General features: G+C 76.9%; 4 protein-coding genes. All 4 read left to right on the forward strand.

Features of this window, described 5'->3' with window-relative positions; all coding sequences use genetic code 11:
- The first annotated feature begins 10 nt into the window (after positions 1 to 10).
- The 4 genes from WFI16_RS10020 to WFI16_RS10035 are packed head-to-tail and all read left to right on the forward strand — an operon-like array spanning position 11 to position 21,532.
- Positions 11 to 18,619: an SDR family NAD(P)-dependent oxidoreductase gene (locus WFI16_RS10020; RefSeq protein WP_419897686.1), complete on the forward strand. Its 18,609-nt coding sequence runs from the start codon at positions 11 to 13 to the stop codon at positions 18,617 to 18,619.
- Positions 18,616 to 19,974, forward strand: a complete 1,359-nt coding sequence (locus tag WFI16_RS10025) for a hypothetical protein (RefSeq protein WP_419897687.1) — start codon at positions 18,616 to 18,618, stop codon at positions 19,972 to 19,974. The genes WFI16_RS10020 and WFI16_RS10025 overlap by 4 nt, the downstream gene beginning before the upstream one ends.
- Entirely contained in the window at positions 19,971 to 21,302 is a 1,332-nt protein-coding gene (locus tag WFI16_RS10030; RefSeq protein WP_419897688.1) for a cytochrome P450, read from the forward strand. Before WFI16_RS10025 ends, WFI16_RS10030 begins: the two co-directional genes overlap by 4 nt.
- Complete coding sequence (locus tag WFI16_RS10035) at positions 21,299 to 21,532, forward strand: acyl carrier protein (protein ID WP_419897689.1); 234 nt, start codon at positions 21,299 to 21,301, stop codon at positions 21,530 to 21,532. Before WFI16_RS10030 ends, WFI16_RS10035 begins: the two co-directional genes overlap by 4 nt.
- Positions 21,533 to 21,557 lie beyond the last annotated feature (25 nt).

The following is a 21,557-nucleotide window of genomic DNA, read 5'->3' on the forward strand; positions in this document are numbered from 1 at the left end:
GAGCCGGGCCTTGCCGCAGTCACCGACGGAACGACCCGCCGCCGGGCCCGACGGCGGGGCCGCGCGCGCCGCGGCAAGCCAGCCCCTGCTGAAGCGCGAGATCTTCGCCATGGTGGCGCAGGGCGCGCTGCCGGCCGCGGCGGCGGCGGCCCTGCTGCAGCGGCTGCAGGCGGCCGATCCCAGCTTCTCCCTGCAGGCGCGCGATCCCGCCGAGCCGATCGCGGTGATCGGCATGGCCGGACGCTTCGCCGGCTGCGACGACCTCGACGCCTATTGGCGCCTGCTGGAAGGCGGCGGCGACGCCATGGGGCCGGCCCCGGCGGCGCGCTGGGGCGAGGACAGCCCCGGGCTGCGCGGCGGCTTCCTGGCGGCGCCGGAAGACTTCGATCCCGGCTTCTTCCGCATCCTGCCGGCCGAGGCCGCGCTGATGGACCCGCAGCAGCGGATCTTCCTGGAACAGGCCTGGCTGGCGCTGGAACAGGCCGGCCGCGCCGGGGCGGACACCGCCGGCAGCCGCTGCGGCGTCTTCGTCGGCGCCGGGGCGGGCGACTATGCGCACCGCTTCCACGGCACCGCGGCGGCGGAGGACCCGGTCGGGCTGATGGGCAATGTGCCCTCGATCCTGGCGGCGCGCATCGCCTACCACCTGAACCTGAAGGGCCCGGCGATCGCGCTGGACACCGCCTGCTCCTCCTCGCTGGCCGCCGTCCACCTGGCCTGCGAGAGCCTGCGCGCCGGCGGCTGCGACCTGGCGATCGCCGGCGGGGTGGCGGTGATCTCCACGCCCGCCTTCGCCCGCGCCATGACGCGCGGCGGCGCCATTTCCGCCCGCGGTGCCTGCCGCCCCTTCGATGCCGCCGCCGATGGCTTCCTGCCCGGCGAGGGCGCCGGCGCCGTGGTGCTGAAGCGGCTTTCGGCTGCGCTGCGCGACGGCGACACCATCCATGGCGTGATCCGCGCCAGCGGGCTGAACCAGGATGGCCGCACCAACGGCATCACCGCGCCCAGCGCCCCGGCCCAGGCGGCGCTGGCCGCCGAGGTCTGGCGCGCCGCCGGGATCGCGCCGGGGCGCATCGGCTATGTCGAGACGCATGGCACCGGCACGCCGCTCGGCGATCCGATCGAGCTGGAAGGGCTGCTGGGCGCGATGCGCGCGGCGGGCGACATGCCGGCGCCCGGAAGCTGCGCCATCGGCTCGGCCAAGGCGGCGATCGGGCACACGCTGACCGCCGCCGGCATCGCCGGGCTGCTGAAGCTGCTGCTGATGCTGCGCCACCGCCGCCTGCCGCCGCAGCCGCATTTCGCCACCGCCAACCCGGCCTTCGACTGGGCCGCCAGCCCCTTCTTCGTGCCGCAGCGCGGGCAGGACTGGCCCGCGCGCGGCGGCCCGCGCGCGGCGGCGCTGTCCTCCTTCGGCTTCAGCGGCACCAATGCGCATCTGCTGCTGGAGGAGGCGCCGGCCCGCGCCCTGCTGCCCGCCGCCGAGACCGCGCGGCTCTTCCTGCTCTCGGCCCGCAGCGAGGCGGCGCTGCGCCGCCAGGCCGGGCTGCTGGCCGGGCATCTGGCGGCGAATCCAGCGCTGTCGCTGCGCGACCTGGCCTGCACCCTGGCGGAAGGCCGCGCCGTGCTGGCGCATCGCCTGGCGATCGAGGCGCGCGACGCCGGGACCCTGCGCGACCGCCTCGACCGCTTCGCGGCGGAGGGCGAGGCGGAGGGCGTGCTGCGCGCCGCGGCGGCCGCGCCGGAACCGGCCGCGCGCTTCCTGGCCGGCCAGGCCGTCGCGGCGGGCGAGGCGCCGGCGATGCGCATCCCGCTGCCCAGCCAGCCTTTCGACCGCGCCCGCTTCGGCCTGCCGCCGCGCCCGTCGCCGGCCGCGCCGGCCGCCGCGGAACCGCCCGAGGCGGTGCTGGCCGCGCTGCGCCCGCGCGCCGAGGCGCCCGCCGGCCTGGCCGAGCAGGGGCAGGGCTTCGCGGCGGTCGAGGCCTGGGGACGGCAGGCGCTGGCCAGCGGGCTCGCCGGGCTCGGGCTGTTCGCGCGGCCGGTGGCGCGCACCCCGGCGGGGCTGCGGCGCGCGCTCGGCATCGCGCCGGGCCAGGAAAAGCTGTGGCAGGCGCTGCTCGGCCTGCTGGCGCGGCTCGGCGCGGTCGAGGCGCGCGACGGGCTGCTGCGGGTGGCGGCGGATTTCCGGCCGATGGAGGCCGAGGCCCTGGAGGCGACGCGCGCCGCGCTGGTGGCGCGCGACCCCTCGCTGGCGCCCTTCCTGGCGCTGCTGGCGCGCTGCGTCGGGCAGATCCCTGCTTTGCTGCGCGCCGAGATCACCGCGCCCGAGATCCTCTTCCCCGGCGGCGACATGGCGTTGGTGGAGGGCGTCTATCGTGGCAATGCGCTGGCCGATCTGTTCAACGCGCAGCTCGCCAGCTGCGTCGCCGGGCTGGCCGCCCGCGCCCGGCAGCGGCATGGCCGGCCGCCGCGCATCCTGGAGGTCGGCGCCGGCGTCGGCGGCGCGACCGAGGGCATCCTGGCGGCGCTGCGACAGGCCGGGCTGGGCGAGGTGGCCTATACCTACAGCGATGTCTCGGCCGCCTTCCTGCAGGCCGGGCGCGCCCGCTTCGCCGCGCGGCATCCGGGCTTCGCGACGCAGCTGCTCGACCTCGAGGACGATGACGCCTGCGCGCGGCTGCCCGAGGGCGGCTTCGACATCGTCGTCGCCGCCAATGTCGTGCACGCGCTGCGCGACATCGGCGCGTCGCTGGCCCGGCTGCAGCGGCTGGCGGCGCCGGAGGGCGGCGCGCTGCTGCTGAACGAGGTCACCGCGCTGCAGGATTTCGCCACCCTCACCTTCGGCCTGACCGATGGCTGGTGGGCGGCGACCGATGCCGACCGGCGCATTCCGGGCTCGCCGCTGCTGAGCGCGCCCGCCTGGCGCGCAGCCTTCGCCCGCGCCGGCTTCGCCGCCAGCGCCGCCTTCGGCCTGCCCGGCGAGGAGAACGAGGAGAAATTCGGCCAGTCGATCCTGGTAGCCCTGCGCGACGCGCCGCCGCTGGCGGTGGCGCCGCCGGTCCTGCCGGCGGCCGCGCCGGTCGCCGTGCCGCCGCCGCCCGCCGCGCCCTCCGCCGGCCTGCTGGCCGCGGTGCTGGAGGAAATCGCCGCGGCGCTGGAACTGCCGGTGGCGCAGCTCTCGCCGCGCGACCGGCTGGCTGATATCGGCGTCGATTCCCTGCTGGGGCTGAAGGTCGTCGCCCGGCTGAACGAACGCTTCTCGCTCGACCTGCGGCCCACCGTGCTGTTCGACCATCCGACGCCCGCGGCGCTGGAGACGCTGCTGGCCGGCCACGGCGCCGCCGTCGAGGCCGCCGCCCCCGCCCCCGCCCTTGCTGCCGTGCCAGCGCCGGATGACCGCCGCATCGCGGTGATCGGCATGGCCGGCCGCTTCGGCGACACCGGCCATCTGGAGGAATTTCGCCGGCTGCTGGCCGAGGGCCGTTCCGGCATCACCGAAGTTCCGCCCGAACGCTGGTCGGCCGATGAACAGGCCTTGCCCGAGGCACTGGCCGGCAGCGGCGCCTATCTGCGCTGGGGTGGCTTCCTGCGCGATGCCGGGCATTTCGACCCGCTGTTCTTCCGCATCTCCGGCAAGGAGGCCGAGCTCTCCGACCCGCAGCACCGCATCTTCCTGACCGAGGCCTGGCGCGCGCTGGAGGATGCCGGCTATGGCGAGGCGGTGCTGGATGGCACGCGCTGCGGCGTCTTCGTCGGCGCGCATGGCGGCGACTACACGCATCGCATGGCGCAGCTCGGCATCGTGCCCGAGGCCTTCGCCTTCATGGGCAATGCCGCCTCGATCCTGGCGGCGCGCATCGCCTATCTGCTGAACCTGAAGGGGCCGAGCCTGGCGGTGGACACCGCCTGCTCCTCCTCGCTCGTCGCGCTGCACCTGGCCTGCCGCAGCCTGGCCTCCGGCGATTGCGACATGGCTCTGGCGGGCGGTGCCTTCGTCACCACCACCATGGGCTTCAACGCCGCCGCCGCCAAGGCGGGCATGCTGTCGCCGCGCGGGCAATGCCGCAGCTTCGATGCCGGCGCCGATGGCTTCGTCCCCGGCGAGGGCGCCGGCGTCGTGGTGCTGAAGCGCCTGGCCGATGCGCTGCGCGACGGCGACCATGTCGAGGCGGTGATCCTGGCCAGCGCGGTGAACCAGGATGGCCGCACCAACGGCATCACCGCGCCCAGCCCGGAATCCCAGGCCGCCGTCATCGCCGAGGCGCAGAGCCTCGCCGGCATCGCACCGAGCGCCATCACCGCGATCGAGGCGCATGGCACCGGCACGCCGCTCGGCGATCCGATCGAGGTCGAGGGCCTGACCCGCGCCTTCCAGCGCGGCGGGGCGACCGAAAGAAACTTCTGCGCGCTAGGCTCGGTGAAGACCAATATCGGCCATGCGGCGCATGCCGCCGGCATCGCCGGCTTCCTGAAGATGCTGCTGCAGATCCGCGACCGCCGGCTCTACCCTTCCCTGAACTTCTCCACGGTCAATCCGCATCTGGCGCTGGAGGGCTCTCCCTTCTTCGTCAACACCGCCGCGCAGGACTGGAGGGTTGCCGCGGGCGGGATGCGGATCGGTGGTGTCTCCTCCTTCGGCTTCAGCGGCACCAACGCGCATATCCTGCTGGCCGAGCCACCGCCGCGCGCCGCGGCCCCCGCGGGCGAGGCCCCCTTCCTGCTGCTGCTCTCGGCCCGCGACACGGCCGCCCTGCAGCGGCGGCGGGAGGAGCTGGCCGCCTGGCTGCAGGCCAACCCGCAGGCGCCGCTGGCCGATGTCGCCTTCACCCTGGCCGCCGGCCGCACGCATTTTTCCGAACGCTTCTGCGCGCTGGCCGCCGACCGCGACGGGCTGATCGCCCTGCTGCGCGGCATGACAGTGCCGGCGCCGGAAGGCCCGCGCGCCGCGGCGCTGCAGGCGCTGGCCGCGCGCTATCAGGCCGGCCAGGACCCCGCCCCCGCCGAGCCGCTGCTGGCCGGTCGCCGCATCGCCCTGCCGACCTATCCCTTCGCCGAGCGCGCCTATTGGCTCGGCGCGCCGGCCGCCGCCGCCGCGACGACCCTGCTGGCGCCGCGCTGGCAACCAGCGCCCCCCGCCGCGACGCCGGCGACGCCGGGGCTGCTCTGGCTGCTTGGCGCCGCGCCCGAGGGGCTGGCGGCCGGGCTGCGCCAGGCCGGCTGGCGCGTCGTCGAGGCGCTGCCCGGCCGCCACTTCGCGGCCCTCGGCCCGGACCGCTTCGCCATCGACCTGCACAGCGACGCCGATCTGGCGGCGCTGCAGACCGCCGCCGGCGGCACCCCGCGCGCCGCCATCCTGGCCGCGCCCGAGGCGAACAGCGAAGAAGCCGCGCTGCGCCCGCTCGCCACCCTGGCGCGGCGGCTGGCCGGCACGGAGGCGCTGATGCTGCGGCTGCATGACGGCAGCGCCGCGGCGATGGCGGCGCAGTCGCTCGGCCGCTCGCTGGGCTTCGCCGGCACGCCGCTGGCGCTGCGCCTGGTGCAGGGCGCGGCCGGCGCGGCACAGCTGCTGGCCGAGCTGGCGACCCCGGGCCTCGACCCCGTGCGCTGGACCGCGCAGGGCCAGCGCGAGCGGCGCCTGCTGCAGCCGGTCGCGCCGGCGGCGGGCTTCGCGCTGCGCCGCGGCGGCGGCTATCTGATCAGCGGCGGCGGCGGCGCGCTGGCCGGGCGGCTCGGCGCCGAGATCGCCCGCCGCACCGGCGGCCGCATCGCGCTGCTCGGCCGCGGGGCGGCAGACCCCGCCCGGCTGCAGGCGCTGCGCGCCGCCGGCGCGGCCGAGGCCGTCTGGCTGCGGGCCGATGTCACCGATTCCGCAGCGCTGCAGCGGGAACTCCAGAAGTTCCGCCAGGGCGGACCGCTGCACGGCGTGCTGCATCTGGCCGGCGTGCCGGGCCGCCAGCTGCTGGCCGAGAAGGACTGGCCCGAGATCGCCGCCGTGCTGGCGCCGAAGCTGCAAGGCGCCCGCGCGCTGGACGCCGCCACCGCCGAGGACCCGCTGGATTTCTTCGTGGCCTTCGGCTCGCTGGCCGGCGAGCTCGGTGATTTCGGCCAGGGCGACTATGCCATGGCCAATGCCGGCCTCGGCCACTGGGCGGCCGAGCGCGCCGCCAGCGCCCGCCCCGGCATCAGCCTGGCGCTGGGCTGGCCGCTGTGGCGCGAGGGGCGGCAGGTGCTCTCGGCCGAGGGCGAGCGGATCTTCCTGCGCGCCGCCGGCATGCCCGTCCTGGAAACCGCGGCCGGGATCGAGGCGCTGCTCGCCGGCCTGGCCTCGGGCGAGAGCACGCTCGCCGTGGTGCCGGGCGATGCTGCCCTGGCCGCGCGGCTGTTCGCGACGCCGCCGGCGGCCCTCCCCGCCGCCGATGACCGCCGCCCGGCGCTGGAAGACAGACTGAAAGACATGGTCGCGGGGATGCTGAAGCTGGAGGCGGCGCAGCTCGGCCGCGCCACCGGCTTCGCCGAATTCGGCTTCGATTCCATCGCGCTGAAGGAATTTGCCGTGCGGCTGGGCGAGGCCTGCGGCATTGCGCTGACCCCGGCGGTGTTCTTCGCCCATGGCAGCATCGAAAGCCTGGCCGGCCACCTGCTGGCCGAGCATACGCCGGCCATCGACCGCCTGCTCGGCACGCCGTCGCCAGCGGTCCCCGCGCAGTCGGCGCCGAAGCCCGCCGCCCTCGTGCGGAAAACCGAAGAAAATGCCGTCGCCATCATCGGCATGGCCGGGCGCTTCCCGAAGAGCCCGGATCTCGCCGCCTTCTGGCGCAATCTGGAAGCCGCCGCCGACCTGACCGGCCCGCTGCCGGAAACCCGACTGGCCTGGCAGCCCGGCGTCCTGGCAGCCGGCGAGGCGCTGCCGCCCGGCGGCTTCCTCGAGGATGTCGAAGGCTTCGACCCGGCCTTCTTCCGCATGACGCTGCGCGAGGCGGTGCATCTCGACCCGCAGCACCGGCTGGCGCTGGAAGCCGCCTGGCTCTGCGTCGAGGATGCCGGCATCGCCATGGCCGATCTGGCCGGCCAGGATGTCGGCGTCTTCTTCGGCCAGCAGGTCAACGATTATGCCGGGCTGATGCCGCCCGGGCGCGACGAGGCGCGGGCGCAGATCACGCTGGGCAATATCGCCGCGATGCTGCCCAACCGGATTTCTTTCCTCTTCGACCTGCGCGGGCCGAGCCAGGCGATCGACACGGCCTGTTCCTCGGCGCTGGTGGCGCTGCACCGTGCGGCGCGTGCGGTGGCCTCGGGCGAATGCAGCATGGCGCTGGCCGGCGGCGTCAGCCTGATGCTCTCGGTCGAAAGCCTGGTCAGCACCCAGCGCCTGGGCATCCTGGCGCCCGACGGCGTCTGCCGCGCCTTCGATGCCGAGGGCCGCGGCTATGTGAAGGGCGAGGGCGTCGGCTGCGTGCTGCTGAAGCCGCTGGCGCAGGCGCTGCAGGATGGCGACCCGGTGCAGGCGGTGATCCTGGGCAGCGCCGAGAACCATGGCGGCCATGCCCAGTCGCTGACCGCGCCGAATGCCCTGGCGCAGCAGGCGGTGATCGAGGCGGCGCTGGCCCGCGCCGGCGTGACCTCCGACACCATCGGCTGGATCGAGGCGCATGGCACCGGCACCGAGCTGGGCGACCCGGTGGAGGCGCTGGCGCTGAAGCGCGCCTTCGCCGCGCGGGCCGGCGACACGGTGCCGGCGCCGCGCTGCCGGATTGGCGCGCTGAAGCCGGCGCTGGGCCATCTGGAGCCTGCCTCGGGCATCGCCGGCGTGCTGAAGGCGGCGCTGGCGCTGCGGCATCGCCTGCAGCCGGCAACGCGCAACTTCACGACGCTGAACCCGCATGTCGACCTGGCCGGCAGCCCGCTGGAGATGGACGGGCGAATGGCCGCCTGGCCAGCGCTGCGCGACCGCGACGGGCAGCCGCTGCCGCGCCGCGCGGGCGTCAGCGCCTTCGGCTTCGGCGGCAGCAATGCGCATCTGGTGCTGCAGGAGGCGCCGCCCGCGCCGCCGGCCGTGCCGGCAACCGGGCCGCTGCTGCTGCTGGTCTCCGCCCGCACCCCTGGCCTGCTGGCCGAGACCGTCGCCGGCCTCGCCGCGCATCTGGCCGAGGGGGCCGAGGTCGACGCCCAGGCGCTGGCCGACACGCTGATGCTGGGGCGGATGCCGCTGGCCGCCCGCGCCGCGCTGCTGCTGCGGCCCGGCGCCGATCCGGTGGCCGCTCTCGCAGCGCTGGCCACGGCGCTGGTGGAAGCCGCCCCGCTGCCGCCCGGCTGCTGGCGCGGCGAGGCGCCCGCCACCGCTGTCGCCCTTTCCGCCGAGGAGGCGGCGCAGCTGGCGGAGAGCTGGCGGCAGGGCGCGCTGGGCAGCCTGGCGGCGCTCTGGACCCAGGGCGCCGCGATCGACTGGCGCGCGCTGCGCGGCACGGCGCCGCGCCGTATCCCGCTGCCTGGCAGCCGCTTCGCCCGGCAGCGCTGCTGGTTCGACCATCCGGCAAAGGCGGCCATGGCCGCGCCGGTGCCAGCGGTTGCGGCCCCGATGGAAGCCCCGGCCGCCCCACCGGTCGTCGCGCCCGAGGCCCCGCCGCCCGCCCCTGCCCCCGCCCGGCCGGTCGCGGCGGCGGATCGCGATGCGCTGCGCGACCGGCTGCGCGCCATGGTGGCCAGCGCCCTTTACCTGGAGCCGGAGGCGGTCAGCACCACCGCCGGCTTCGGCGATCTGGGCCTGGACAGCATCCTGGCGGTCGAGCTGACCCGCAGCGTCAACGAAAGCTTCGGCACCACGCTGCAGGCGGCGCGGCTCTACGACCATGCCACCATCGAGGCGCTGGCCGACCATCTGGCCGGGCTGCTGCCGATGGCGCCGGGCGGGGCGCCGGCCCCGCCGCTGCCCCCTCCGCCCGTGGCGCGGGCCGCCGATCCGGCCATCGCCGAACGGCTGCGCGCCCTGCTGGCCGCCGCCCTCTTCGTCGCGCCGGAGGAGCTCGATCCAGAGACCAGCTTCGGCGATCTCGGCCTGGACAGCATCCTGGCCATCGAGTTCACCCGCGCGGTGAACGAGGAATTCGGCACCAGCCTGGGCGCCGCGCGACTCTACGACCATGCCAATCTGGCGGCGCTGGCGGCGCATCTGGCCGGGCTGCAGGGCGCGGCCCTCCCGGCCGCCGCCGAGGGTCCGGCCGCCGAGGCGCTGGCCTTCCTGCAGGCGGCCCTGCCGCCCGCGGCGCCGAAGGAGCCCGCGACCCCGCTCGCCGAGATCGGGCTGGAGCCGGCCACCGCGCTGGCCCTGCTGGAGGCGCTGAACCGCCGCTTCGGCTGCGCCCTGGCGCCGGAGGAAGTCGGCCGCTGCCACGACCTGGCCGCCCTGGCCCGGCTGGTCGCCGCGCGCGCCGCGCCGCCGCCCGAGCCGGAGCCGGAGCCGGAGCCAGAGCCCCCGGCGCCGCCCCCCGCCCCGCCGCCGGAACCCCGCCCCGCCGCCCGCGCCACCCCCGTCGCGGCGCCGGCACCGGTCAGCCCCGCCGCGGTTGCCGAGGCGTCGCAGGTCGCCATCATCGGCTTCGCCTGCCGCTTCCCCGGCGCCGCCGATGCCGAGGCCTTCTGGCAGCTGTTGCGGGATGGCCGCAGCGCCATCACCGAGGGGCCGGCGGAGCCCTGGCGCGCGGCCCTCTACCGCCAGCAGCTGGCGGAAGCCGGGCGCGCCGGCACGCGGCCCTGGGGCGGCTTCATCGAGGGCGCCGACCGCTTCGACCCGCTGTTCTTCAGCCTGTCGCCGAAGGAGGCGGCGCTGATGGACCCGCAGCAGCGCCTGTTCCTGGAGACCGCCTGGCATGCGCTGGAGCAGGGCGGCCAGACCCCCCCCCTGCTGAACGGCAGCGCCTGCGGCATCTTCGTCGGTGTCGGCCAGGGCGATTATGCCCAGCTGATGCCGCGCGGCGCGGCGGCCGGCGAGGAGCAGGTCTCGGGCCAGATGCTGCTGGGCAACACCGCCTCGATCCTGGCGGCGCGGCTGGCCTATCTGCTGAACCTGAAGGGGCCGAGCCTGGCGCTCGACACCGCCTGCTCCTCCTCGCTGGTGGCGCTGCACCTGGCGCGGCGCAGCATCCTGGACGGCGAATGCGACCTCGCTTTGGCCGGCGGCATCAACCTGATGCTGACGCCGCAGATGCATCTGATGACCGGCGCCTCCGGCATGCTGGCGGCCGACGGGCGCTGCAAGACCTTCGACGATGCCGCCGACGGCTTCGTCCCCGGCGAGGGCGTCGGCGTCGTGCTGCTGAAGCGGCTCGACCTGGCGCGGCGCGACGGCGATCCGGTGCTGGCGGTGCTGCTGGGCTCGGGCACCAACCAGGACGGCAAGACCAGCAGCCTGACCGCGCCCAGCGCCGCCTCGCAGGCCGCGCTGCTGGCCCGCGTGCAGCAGCGCCACGGCATCGACCCGCGATGCATCGGCCTGATCGAGGCGCATGGCACCGGCACCAAGCTGGGCGACCCGATCGAGCTGTCGGCGCTGGCCGAGGTCTTCGCCGGATCGCCGCCCGGCGCGCTGCCGGTCGGCGCGGTGAAGACCAATATCGGCCACACGCTCGCCGCCGCCGGCATCGCCGGGGTGATCAAACTGCTGCTGGCGCTCCGCCACCGCGCCATCCCGCCCAGCCTGCACTATGCCACGCCGAACCGGCATTTCGACCTGGCGGCCTCGCCCTTCCGCATCCCCACCGCCGCCGAGCCCTGGGCAGCGCCGGCCGCCGGCGGGCCGCGCATCGCCGCCACCAGCTCCTTCGGCTTCAGCGGCACCAACGCGCATCTGGTGATGGCCGAGGATGCCGCGCCACCCCCCGCCGCCGCGCCGCCGCGCGCCTGGCATCCCGTGCTGCTCTCGGCCCGCGACGCGGCCGGGCTGGAACGCCAGGCGCAGCGCCTGGCCGAGTGGCTGGCGCGCCATCCCGAGGCGCCGCTGGCCGACATCGCCTATACGCTCGGCCGCCGCCGCGCTGTCTTCGCGCAGCGCCGCGCCTTTGTCGTGGCCGACCTGGATGGGCTGCGCGCTGGCCTGGCCGGCCGGCCGGTCCCCGCCGGCGACCCGGCGCTGCAGGCCATGGCCGCGCGCTGGGTGGCGCGCGAGCCCGGCATCGACTGGGCGACCGTGCTGCCCGCCGGCCGCGTGCTGCCGCTGCCCGGCTATGCCTTCGCCGCCGAGCGCCACTGGCTGGCCACGCCCGGCCCGCGCCAGGCCGCGCTGCCGCCGATCCCGGCGACCGCCGCGCTGCTCGATCAGCACCGCGTCGGCGGCCGCCCGCGCCTGCCGGCCGCCGCCAGCCCGGGCCTGCTGCGCGCCGCGCTGGCCGGCCTGGCCCTGCCGCTGGCCGAGGTGCCGCTGCGGCTGCGCGACCTGGCCTGGCCGCGCCCGCTGGCCCCCGAGGGCGGGGCCCTGTCGCTGACCGCCGCCGCGACGCCCGAGGGCGCGGCCTGGCGCCTGGTGCTGGGCGATGCCGCCGGCCCCGCCGTGACCGCCCTGGCCGAGGCCGAGCCCTCGCCACCGCCGCGCCTGGACCTGGCTGACCTCGCCGCCCGCTGCGCCAGCCCGGCCGAGCTGGCGGCGCTGGCCCGGCTGCTGGCCCAGGGCGGCATCGCCTATGGCCCGGCCTATGATGCGCTGGGCAGCCTCGCCACGGCGCCGGGCGAGGTGCTGGCGAGCCTGGCCCGCCCGGAAGCCTGCGCCGCCGCCGACTGGCCTTCCGTCGCGCTCGACGCCGCGCTGCGCAGCGCCGCCGCCCTGGCGCTGGGCCAGGCGGCGGGGCCCGGCCAGGCGACCCTGCTGCCGGCCGGCGCCGAGGTGCTGCGGCTGTGGCGGACGGGGCCGCTGCCCGACCGGCTGCGGGCGCATCTGCGCGCCCGGCCCGACGCCGCCGAGGGCGAGTTCCGCTGCGACCTGGACCTGGCGGATGCCGGGGGCACGGTGCTGCTGCGGGTCGAAGGCTTCTTCTCGCGCCCCGCCGCCCTGCCCGCTGCCGCGACGGGGGAGATCTTCCTGACCCGTCCGGTCTGGCGCTTCGAGCCGCTGGACCAGCCCGCCGCCGCCTCGGCCGCCCCGTTGCTGATCCTGCACGGCGAGGCCGAGGCCGGCTGGGCCGCCGCGGCCGCCGCCCGGCTGCAACCGCAGCGCCCGGTGCGGCTGGCGCGGCGCGACGCGCCGCTCGACCCGGCGCTGCTGGCGGAATGCCCGGAGATCCTCTTCGCCGCCTGGCGGGCGCCACAGGATCGCGGCCTGCCGGACGCCGCCGCCCTGGCCGAGGCCGAGGCGCAGGGCGTCCACCGCCTGCTCGCCCTGCTGCAGGCCTGGCCCGAGCGGCCCGGCCGCCGGCTGATGCTGGCCACCCGCGCCCAGCAGCCGGTGCTGCCGGAGGAGGCGGTGGATTGCGCCTTCGCCGGCCTGCCCGGCCTGGCCGGCACCGCCGCCCGCGAATTTCCCGCCATCGCCCTCGTCCAGCTCGATCTCGGCGCCGGGGAGGATGTTGGCGCCGAGCTCGAGGCCCTGCTGGCCGAGCCGGGCGGCGAGCCCGAGGCGCTGGCGCTGCGCGCCGGCCGCCGCTTCCGCCGCCGGCTGGAACGCTTCGCCGCGGATCGGGCGGCGATGCCGCTGCCGCGCGGCGCCGTCGGCCTGATCCTGGGCGGCGCCGGCGGCATCGGCGTGGCGCTCAGCCGGCATCTGGCGCGCGAGCACGCGGCGCGGCTGCTCTGGATCGGCCGCCGGCCGCTGGATGCGCGGATCCAGGCGGATCTCGACAGCGTCGCCGCCGCCGGCGGCCAGGCGCGCTACGCCCAGGCCGATGCCGGCGACGCCGCGGCGCTGGCCGCGCTGATCGAGGGGGTGGAGGCCGAATGGGGTCCGCTCGATCTCGCCGTGCACGCCACCCTGTCGCTGCAGGATGCCAGCCTGCCGCGGATGCGCCCTGAGGAACTCGCCGCCGCGCTGGCCGCCAAATCCGCGCCCGCCGTGGCGCTGGGGACGGCGCTGGGGGCGCGGCGGCCGCTGCTGCTGGTCTTCTCCTCGGCCAACAGCTTCACCCTGAACCGCGGCCAGGCGAGTTACGCCGCCGGCTGCAGCTTCGTCGATGCCTGGGCGCGCCAGGCGGCACAGCAGGGCTTCCGCGCCGTCACCATCAACTGGGGCTTCTGGGGGGAGGTCGGCGCCGTTGCCGCCGAGGGCTATCGCCGCCGCGCCGAGCGCGAGGGCGTCGCCCCGCTGACCGTCCCGGAAGGCCTTGCGGAACTCGAGAGGATCCTGGCGGCGGGGGTGGCGCAGGCGGCGGTGCTGAAGCTGGCGCCCGAGGCCGCCGCGGCCGCCGCCGGCCGCTTCGGCCCGGCCTTCCGCCGGCTGGCCGCGCCGGCCCCCGGCGGCCTGGCCGAGGCCTGCGCCACCGCCGCCGCCGGCTTTCCGCCCAGCCCGCCCGCGGCGCTGGCCGCGGCCAAGGCGGCCTTGCAGCCGCTGCTGGCCTATGGCGCCGGCCGGCTGGAGACGCAGCTTGCCGGTGCCGGCACGGTGGTTCCCGCCCAGGCGCGGCTGCACGATGCGCTGCGCCGGCTGCTGGCGCGGCATGGCCGGCCCTCCGGCGCGCCGGTGCCGCCGCCGCCGGGTGACGCTGGCGGCATCGGCGCCATGCGCGCCCTGCTCGACGCCGCGCTGGACGGGCTGCCCGAGGTGCTGGCCGGCCGGCCGGGCACCGAGATCCTGTTCCCCCAGGGTTCCAGCGCGCTGGTCGAGGCGGTCTATCGCGACAACCCGCTGGTCGACCGCTTCAACCGGCAGATGGCGGCGCTGGCCGTGGCGATGGCGCGGACGGCGGGGCGGCCGCTGTCGATCCTGGAGATCGGCGCCGGCACCGGCGGCGCCACCGCCGGCATCCTCGCCGCGCTGCGCGGCGACGGTGTTTCCTTCGACTATGCCTTCACCGACATCGCGCCGGCGCTGCTGGAGGCGGCACGGCAGCGCTTCGCCGGGCCGGAGCTGCGCTTCGCCCTGCTCGACATCGCCCGCGATCCGGTGGCGCAGGGCCAGGTCGCCGGCGCGCAGGACCTGGTGGTCGCCTCCAACGTGCTGCATGCCACGGCCGACATCATGGCGGTGCTGCGCCACGCCAAGACGCTGCTGCGCCCGGGCGGCGTGCTGCTGCTGAACGAAGTCACCGCGGCGGCCGACTTCGCCACCCTGACCTTCGGCCTGACCGCCGATTGGTGGCGGTTCGAGGACGCGCCGCGCCGGCTGCCGGACAGCCCGGCGCTGGACCTGCCCGCCTGGCGCGCAGCCCTGGGCGAGGCCGGCTTCTCGTCGGTCCTCCCTGTCGGCGTCAGTCCCGAGGAGAAGCCTGGGCAATGCGTCATGGTGGCGGTCAGCGACGGCTGGCTGGGCGAAGCCCTGGCGGTCGCGCCCCCGCCGGCCGCCATCGCCGCAACGCCGCCGCCGGTCGCCGTCACCGGCGATATGACCGCCTATCTGCAGAAGATCTTCGGCGAGGTGCTGAAGCTGGCGCCGGCGGCTATCGATCCGGCCACGCCCTATGAGCAATACGGCGTCGACTCCCTGGTGACGCAGGAGCTGCGCGCGCGGATGGAGCAGGATCTCGGCCCGCTGCCGCAGACCCTGCTGCTGGAGCACAGCGACCTGGCCGCGCTGGCAGCCTCGCTGCAGGCCAGCCATGGCGCGAAGCTCGCCGCCCCGGCGCTGGCCCCGCGCGCGGCACCGGCCGAGGACGGCATCGCCATCATCGGCGCCAGCGGCCGCTTCCCCGGCGCGCCCGATCTGGCCGCCTTCTGGGAGCTGCTGCGCGACGGCCGCAGCGCGTTGGGCCCCGTCCCGGCCGATCGCTGGGATGCCACCCGCCACCCGCTGACCGCCGGCTTCCTCGCCGGGGTCGACCGCTTCGACCCGCTGCATTTCGGCATCGCCCCGGCCGAGGCCGCCCTGCTCGACCCGCAGGAGCGGCTGCTGCTGGAGACCAGCTGGGCGGCGCTGGAGGATGCCGGCCTGACCCGCGCCCGGCTGCGCGAGCTGACCGAGGGCCAGGTCGGCGTCTTCATTGCCGCCAGCAGCCAGGACTGGCTGCGCCTCTCGGCCGAGGCCTGGGCGGCGGGGAATGCGGCGGCCGGCGGCGGCGGCGCCTGGGGCATCGCCAACCGGATCTCTTTCAATTTCGACTTCCAGGGGCCGAGCCTGGCGGTCGACACCGCCTGCGCCGGCGGGCTGACCGCCTTGCATCTCGCCTGCGCCAGCCTGCAGCGCGGCGAATGCGCCGCTGCCCTGGTCGGCGGCGTCCACCTGATCCTGCATCCGCGCGCACCGAAGGGGCTGGCGGAGCTCGGCATGCTCTCGCCCTCCGGCGCTGCCCGCGCCTTCGCGGCCGAGGCGGACGGCATGCTCGGCGGCGAGGGCGTCGCCGCGCTGCTGCTGCGGCCGCTGCAGGAGGCGCAGCGCGACGGGCAGCGCATCCTCGGCGTGATCCGTGGCTCGGCGCTGGGCGGGTCGGGGCGGACGGCGGCCTATATGCTGCCCAATCCCCGCGCGCAGCAGGCGGTGATCCAGGCGGCGCTCGACCGCGCCGGCCTGCCGCCCGCGGCCATCGACTATCTGGAGGCCCAGGCGGTCGGCTCGCCGGTCGCCGATCCGGTGGAGATCACCGCGCTCGGCCGCGTCTTTGACGGCGCCCCGCTGCGGATCGGCTCGATCAAGCCGAATATCGGGCATCTGGAAGCGGCCTCGGGCCTAGCCCAGCTGCTGAAGGTGCTCGGCCAGTTCGAGCATCGCACCCTGCTGCCGACCCGGCTGGAGGGATCGCCGCATCCGGCGCTGGCCGGCACCGGCCTGGCGCTGCAGACCCGCGCGGAAGACTGGCCGGCGCGCGCCGATGGCAGCCCGCGCCGCGCCGCGATCAGCGCCTTCGGCGCCGGCGGCAGCACCGCGCATCTGGTGCTGGAGGAGGCGCCCCCCGCCCCCGCCGCCGCGCTCCCCCCCGGCCCGCTGCTGCTGCCGCTCTCCGCCCGCACGCCCGACCTGCTGCGGCAGGCGGCGGCGCGGCTGCTGGCGGCGCTGCGCGCGCCGGAGGCGCCGCCGCTGGCCGCCATCGCCCACACGCTGCAGACCGGGCGCGAGGCGCTGGCCTGCCGCTGCCTGCTGCGCGCCGCCGACCAGCCGGCCGCTATCGCCGCGCTGCAGGCCTTCCTGGACGGCGCGCCGCATCCCGCCCTGCTGACCACGGCCGAGGGCCCGGCCGGCGCCTGGCTGGCCGGCGGCGCGCTGGACTGGGCGACGCTCTGGCAGGGCCCGGCGCCACAGCCCGTCCGCCTGCCCAGCTACCCCTTCGAGCGGCTCCGCTGCTGGCTGCCGCAGCAGGAAACCGAAAGAAAACCGCTGCCGGCTACCGGCCGGGCGCTGGTGGTGGCCGCGCCGACCTCGCCCGAGGCCATCACGCTCGACACCGTGCCGCTGGCGCCGCCCGGCCCCGGCGCGGTGCTGATCGCGGTGCGGGCCTTCGCGCTGAACTTCTCCGACCTGCTCTGCCTGTCAGGGGTCTATCCCAACCTGCCGCCCTATCCCTTCACCCCGGGGATGGAGCTGGCGGGCGAGGTCTTGGCGGTCGGCGAGGGCGTCACCACGCTGGCCATCGGCGACCGGGTGGCGGCGCTGACCGGCACCGGCGCCCAGGCCACCCATGTCCTGGTCCCGGCCGAGCGGGTGGCGCGGCTGCCGGCCGGGCTGGGCTTCGCCGCCGCCGCCGCCGCGCCGGTCGCGCTGCTGACCGCGCGGCACAGCTTCGACCGCGCCGGGCTCGCGGCCGGCGAGACCGTCCTGGTGCAGAGCGCCGCCGGCGGCGTCGGCCTGGCCGCGGTGCGGCTGGCCAAGGCGCGCGGCGCCCGGGTGATCGGCGTCGTCGGCAGCGCCGCCAAGGTCGCCTTCCTGGCCGAGACCGAGGGCGTCGCCGCCATCGACCGCACGGCCGGCGACCTGGCCGCCGCGGTGCGGGCGATGACCGGCGGGCGCGGCGTCGACGTGGTGCTGAACACCCGCGGCGAGGCGGCGATGATCCAGGCCGGGCTGGCCGCCCTGGCCCCGGGCGGCCGCTATGTCGAGCTGGCGCTGGCCGGGCTGCGCGCCGCCGGGCCGCTGGACCTCTCCGGCCTGGTCGAGAACCAGAGCCTGATCGCCATCAATCTCGGCCGGCTGCTGGGCCAGCCGCAACAGGCCCAGGCGGCGCTGCAGGCGGCGCTGGAGACGGCGGCGCAGCAGCCGCCGGCGATCGGCCGCAGCTACCGGCTGGACGAACTGCCGGAGGCCTATCGCTGGCTGGCCAGCGGCGAGAGCCATGGCAAGCTGGTGGTCACCGTCGCGCCGGAGGATGCGCGGACCGCCCCCGCCGCGCCGCCGGCGCCGCGCCCGGTCGCCGCGCCGAGGACCGCGGCGGCGCTGGCGCCGCTGCTGGCGGATCTCGCCGCCGAGGTCTTCTCGGTGCCGGCCGCGACCTTCCTGACCGGCGGGCGCAGCCTGACCGAGACCGGGCTGACCAGCCTGATGGCGCTGACCCTGGCGCAGCGCATCCAGCAGGCCACCGGCCTGCCGCTCGGCGCCGCCGCGCTCTGGGAGTTTTCCTCGGTGCCCGCCCTGGCGGCGGAGCTGGCGCAGCGGCTGGCCGGCGGCGCCCCTCTGGTCGCCGCGCATGACCCGGTCACCGTGCTGCGCGGCCATGGCGGGCGGACGCCCTCCTGGTGGGTGCATGGCGCCGCCGGCGAGACCAGTTGGGCCGTCAACCTGGCCCGCGCCCTCGGCCCCGACTTCCCGGTGCTGGCGCTGGAGGCGGCGGGCCTGGCCGAGGACGGGCCGCCGCCGCTCGACGACCTCCCCGCCATGGCGGCGCGCTATGTCGCGGCGATCCAGGCGCGGCAGCCAGAGGGGCCGCTCTGGCTCGGTGGCTATTCCGCCGGCGGGCCGATCGCCTTCGAGATGGCGCGGCAATTCGCCGCCGCCGGCCGGCCGGTGGCGCGGCTGGTGCTGCTCGACGCGCCGGCGCCGGGCAGCCAGGCGCTGCGCGGCATGGCCGAGGCCGCGCCCGGGCTGCTGCACCGCCTCTCCGGCCGCTGGCTGGCCGAGCGCTGGGACCTGCCGCCGCCCGACGAGGCCGCGCTGGAAGGGCTTCCGGCCGAGGCGGTGCGCGACCGCATCGTCGCGCATCTGGCCGGCGCCACGCCGGAACGCGCGCCGGCGCGGCTGGCGCGGCAGCTCGATGCGCTGGAGCGGGTCGGCCAGGCCACCGGCCGCGCGCTCGGCGCCTATCGCCCGGCGGGGCGGCTGGAGGGCGAGACCGAGGTGCTGCTCTTCGCCTGCCGCGGCGGCATGGGCGGCCGCTTCGCCGAGGCCGGCGACTACCGTGCCGGCTGGCCGGCGCTGCTCGCCGCGCCGCTGCGCCGCATCGAGCTCGACGCCGACCATTTCTCCCTGATGCTCTCGCCGCAGGTCGAGGCGGTGGCCGGCCTGCTGGCCGCGCTGCCGGAGCCGCAGACCATGCCATCGACCGGAAGGGCGGAAGCCGCCGAATGACCGCCGTGCCTGACCCGCTCGCCCCGCCCGACAACCTGCCCGCCGAAGTGCTGGACCGCATGCTGCATGCCCTGGCGGCGCGGCGCACCAGCGGGTTGATCCACCTCTTCCTCGGCTGGCCGGAAGCGGCGCCGCCGCCCGACGCGGCGCGCCTGGCCCGCGCCGCAAGGCTGCTGGTCGATGCCGAGCCGGTGCTGGCCTGCCGCCTGCTGCCCGAGGGCCGCGACGGGCTGCGCTGGCACCGCCACCCCGATGTCGATGCCATCCCCTGGTTCGAGGCGATCGAGGCCGAGGACCGCGACGCCGCCATCCGCGCGGTGATCGGCCAGGAGGAGCCGGCGGACGGCCGCAACCTGATCCTGCGGCTGGCGCGGCTCGGCACCGGCGGCTGGCTGCTGGCGCTCTCGGTCAATCATGGCGTGGCCGACGGCACCGCCGCCTATGACTGCGCCTATCGCCTGGCCGCGCTGCACGACGCCCTGGCCGCGGATGCTGACCATCGCCCGGCGCCAAACCTGGCCAGCCGCGACAGCTACGAATGGATGGCGAATTTCTCCGCGCGGCACTGGCTGCGGGTGCTGCGCCGCGACCTGGGCGAGCTGCGCCAGGCCGGCGCCCGGCCGCTGGGGCTGGAAGGACCGACCGACATCGCCGGCTGGATGGCGGCGCCGCGCGGCGCGCCGGCGCATGCCGCCGTCACCCTGGACCCGGCGCGGCTGGCAGCACTCGACCGCCTGGCCGTGGCGCGCGGCGCCAGCCGGCTGGAACTGCTGGTGGCGGCGCTGGGCCGCAGCTTCCACACCATACTCGGCGCCGATGGCACAGCCTGCTTCCGCGTCATCCTGCCGAGCAACCTGCGCCGCTATGGCGGGGCCAGCCGGCAGCCGGCGATCCGCAACATGTCCGGCATGGCGGCGATGACCTTCACCGTCGATCCGGCCGCGCCCTTCGCCGCCACCCTCGCCGCCGCGACGGCGGAAGGCGCCCGGCTGAAGCGCGGCCTGGCCGGCGCCACCAACCCGCTGGCGATCGGGCTGATGCGGCGGCTGGGCCAGCGGCGGCTGGACGCGATGCTGGAGGGCGTGGTGGCGCGCGGGCTGCGGCGCCCCTCGCCGCCCACCTTCACCAATGTCGGCCGCATCGCCGAGCCGCGGCTGCGCTTCGGCGGCGTGCTGCCGCAGGACGCCATGCTGCTGACCATGGCCTTCCCGCGGCCGCTGCTGCTGATCACCGGCACCGAGTTCCGCCGCAGCCTGACCCTGGCGATCGGCTACCAGGCGGATGCCTGGTCGGCGGCGCGGATGCAGCCGCTGCTGGACGGCATGGTGGCCGAGCTGGACGGGGCACTGGCGTGACCGCCGGCGGGCCGGCGGGCGCACGCTGCTGGTTCGCCGCCAATCTCGGCTGGCTGCGCGACCCGGCCGGCTACCATGCCGGGCAGCGGCGGCGCTTCGGCGACCCCTTCTCGACCTGGCTGGGCCGGCTGCCGCTGGTGCTGACCGGCCGGCCCGAGGCGCTGCGCACGCTCTTCGCCGCGCCGCTCGCCGCCTATGCGCCGGTCGGCGTCGACATGGCGGCGATGCTGGGCGAGCAGGCGCTGCCGGTGCTGGAGGGCGAGGCGCATCTGGCGCTGCGCCGCCGGATCAATGCCGTGCTGCTGGAGGGCGAGGCGGCCGCCGCCGGCCCGGCCATCCTGGCGATCGCCCGCGCCGAGGTCGCCACCTGGCCACGCGGCCAGGCCGTTCCGGCCGAGCCGCTGCTGCGGCGCCTGTCCTTCGCGGTGATCATGCGGCTGGTCTTCGGCGTGGTCGCGCCCGAGCGGGCCGAGGCCTATCGCGCCGCCTTCGCCCGGCTCGGCCGCCGTTCCGGCATCGGGCTGGTGCTGCTGCCGGCGCTGCGCCGCGACCTCGGCCGCTGGAGCCCCTGGCGCCGCTTCCTGGCCGCGCGCGACGCCGTGCACGCGCTGATCGAGGCGGATGTCGCCGAGGCCCGCGCCGCGCCGCCCGGCGCCCGCTTCGACACGCTGGCGCGGCTGGCGGCGCTGCGGGAGCCAGATGGCCGCGCCGCCCTCGGTGACGCCGCGATCCGCGACACGCTGATGGTGCTGCTCTCGGCCGGGCATGAGAGCACCGCCGCCGCCATGGCCTGGACGCTGCAGCATTGCTGGACCACGCCGGGGGTGCTGGAGCGGCTGCGCGCCGAGCTCGGCGCCGTGCCGGCGGGGCCCGACGAGGCCGCCGCGCTGCTGCGGCAGCCCTGGCTGGAGGCCTGCGCCCGCGAGGCGCTGCGCATCGCCCCGGTGGCGCCGATGATGGTGCGGCAGCTGGCGCGGCCGATGAGCCTGGCCGGCCACGAACTGCCGGCCGGGATGCTGGTCGGCGCCTCGGCCGAGCTGGCGCATGCCGATCCGGCCGTCTTCCCGGCGCCCGATCGGTTTCGGCCGGAACGCTTCCTCGGCGCCCGCTTCCGCGCCCATGAGTTCTTTCCGTTCGGCGGCGGGCGCCGGCTCTGCCCGGGCGCGCGGCTGGCGCTGGACGAAATCCGGCTGGTGCTGGCGGTGCTGGCGCGCACCCCGGGGCTGGCGCTCGCCGATCGCCGCCCGCCGCGGCGCGTCTTCCGCGGCCCGCTGCTGGCGCCGGCCCGCGGCGGTCCCCGCATTCTGCTGCAGGAGCAAGAGGCATGACCCGATCCGAGGTGCTCGACCTGATGTGCGAGGCCGCCCGCCTGCCCCCCGGCAGCATCGCCGGCACCGAGCGGCTGCAGGCCCTGCCCGGCTGGGATTCGCTGGCCGGCGTCGAGTTCGAGATGCTGGTGCTCAGCCATTTCGACCTCGACCTCGACACCATGCAGGTGACCGAGGCCGAGACGGTGCCGGAGCTGCTGGCGCTGTTCGCCGGCCGGCTGGACGGCTGAGCCGCGCGCGCCGGCCCTCCCCTCC

The organism is Roseomonas sp. USHLN139 (assembly GCF_037145735.1).
Taxonomy (GTDB): Bacteria; Pseudomonadota; Alphaproteobacteria; order Acetobacterales; family Acetobacteraceae; genus Pseudoroseomonas.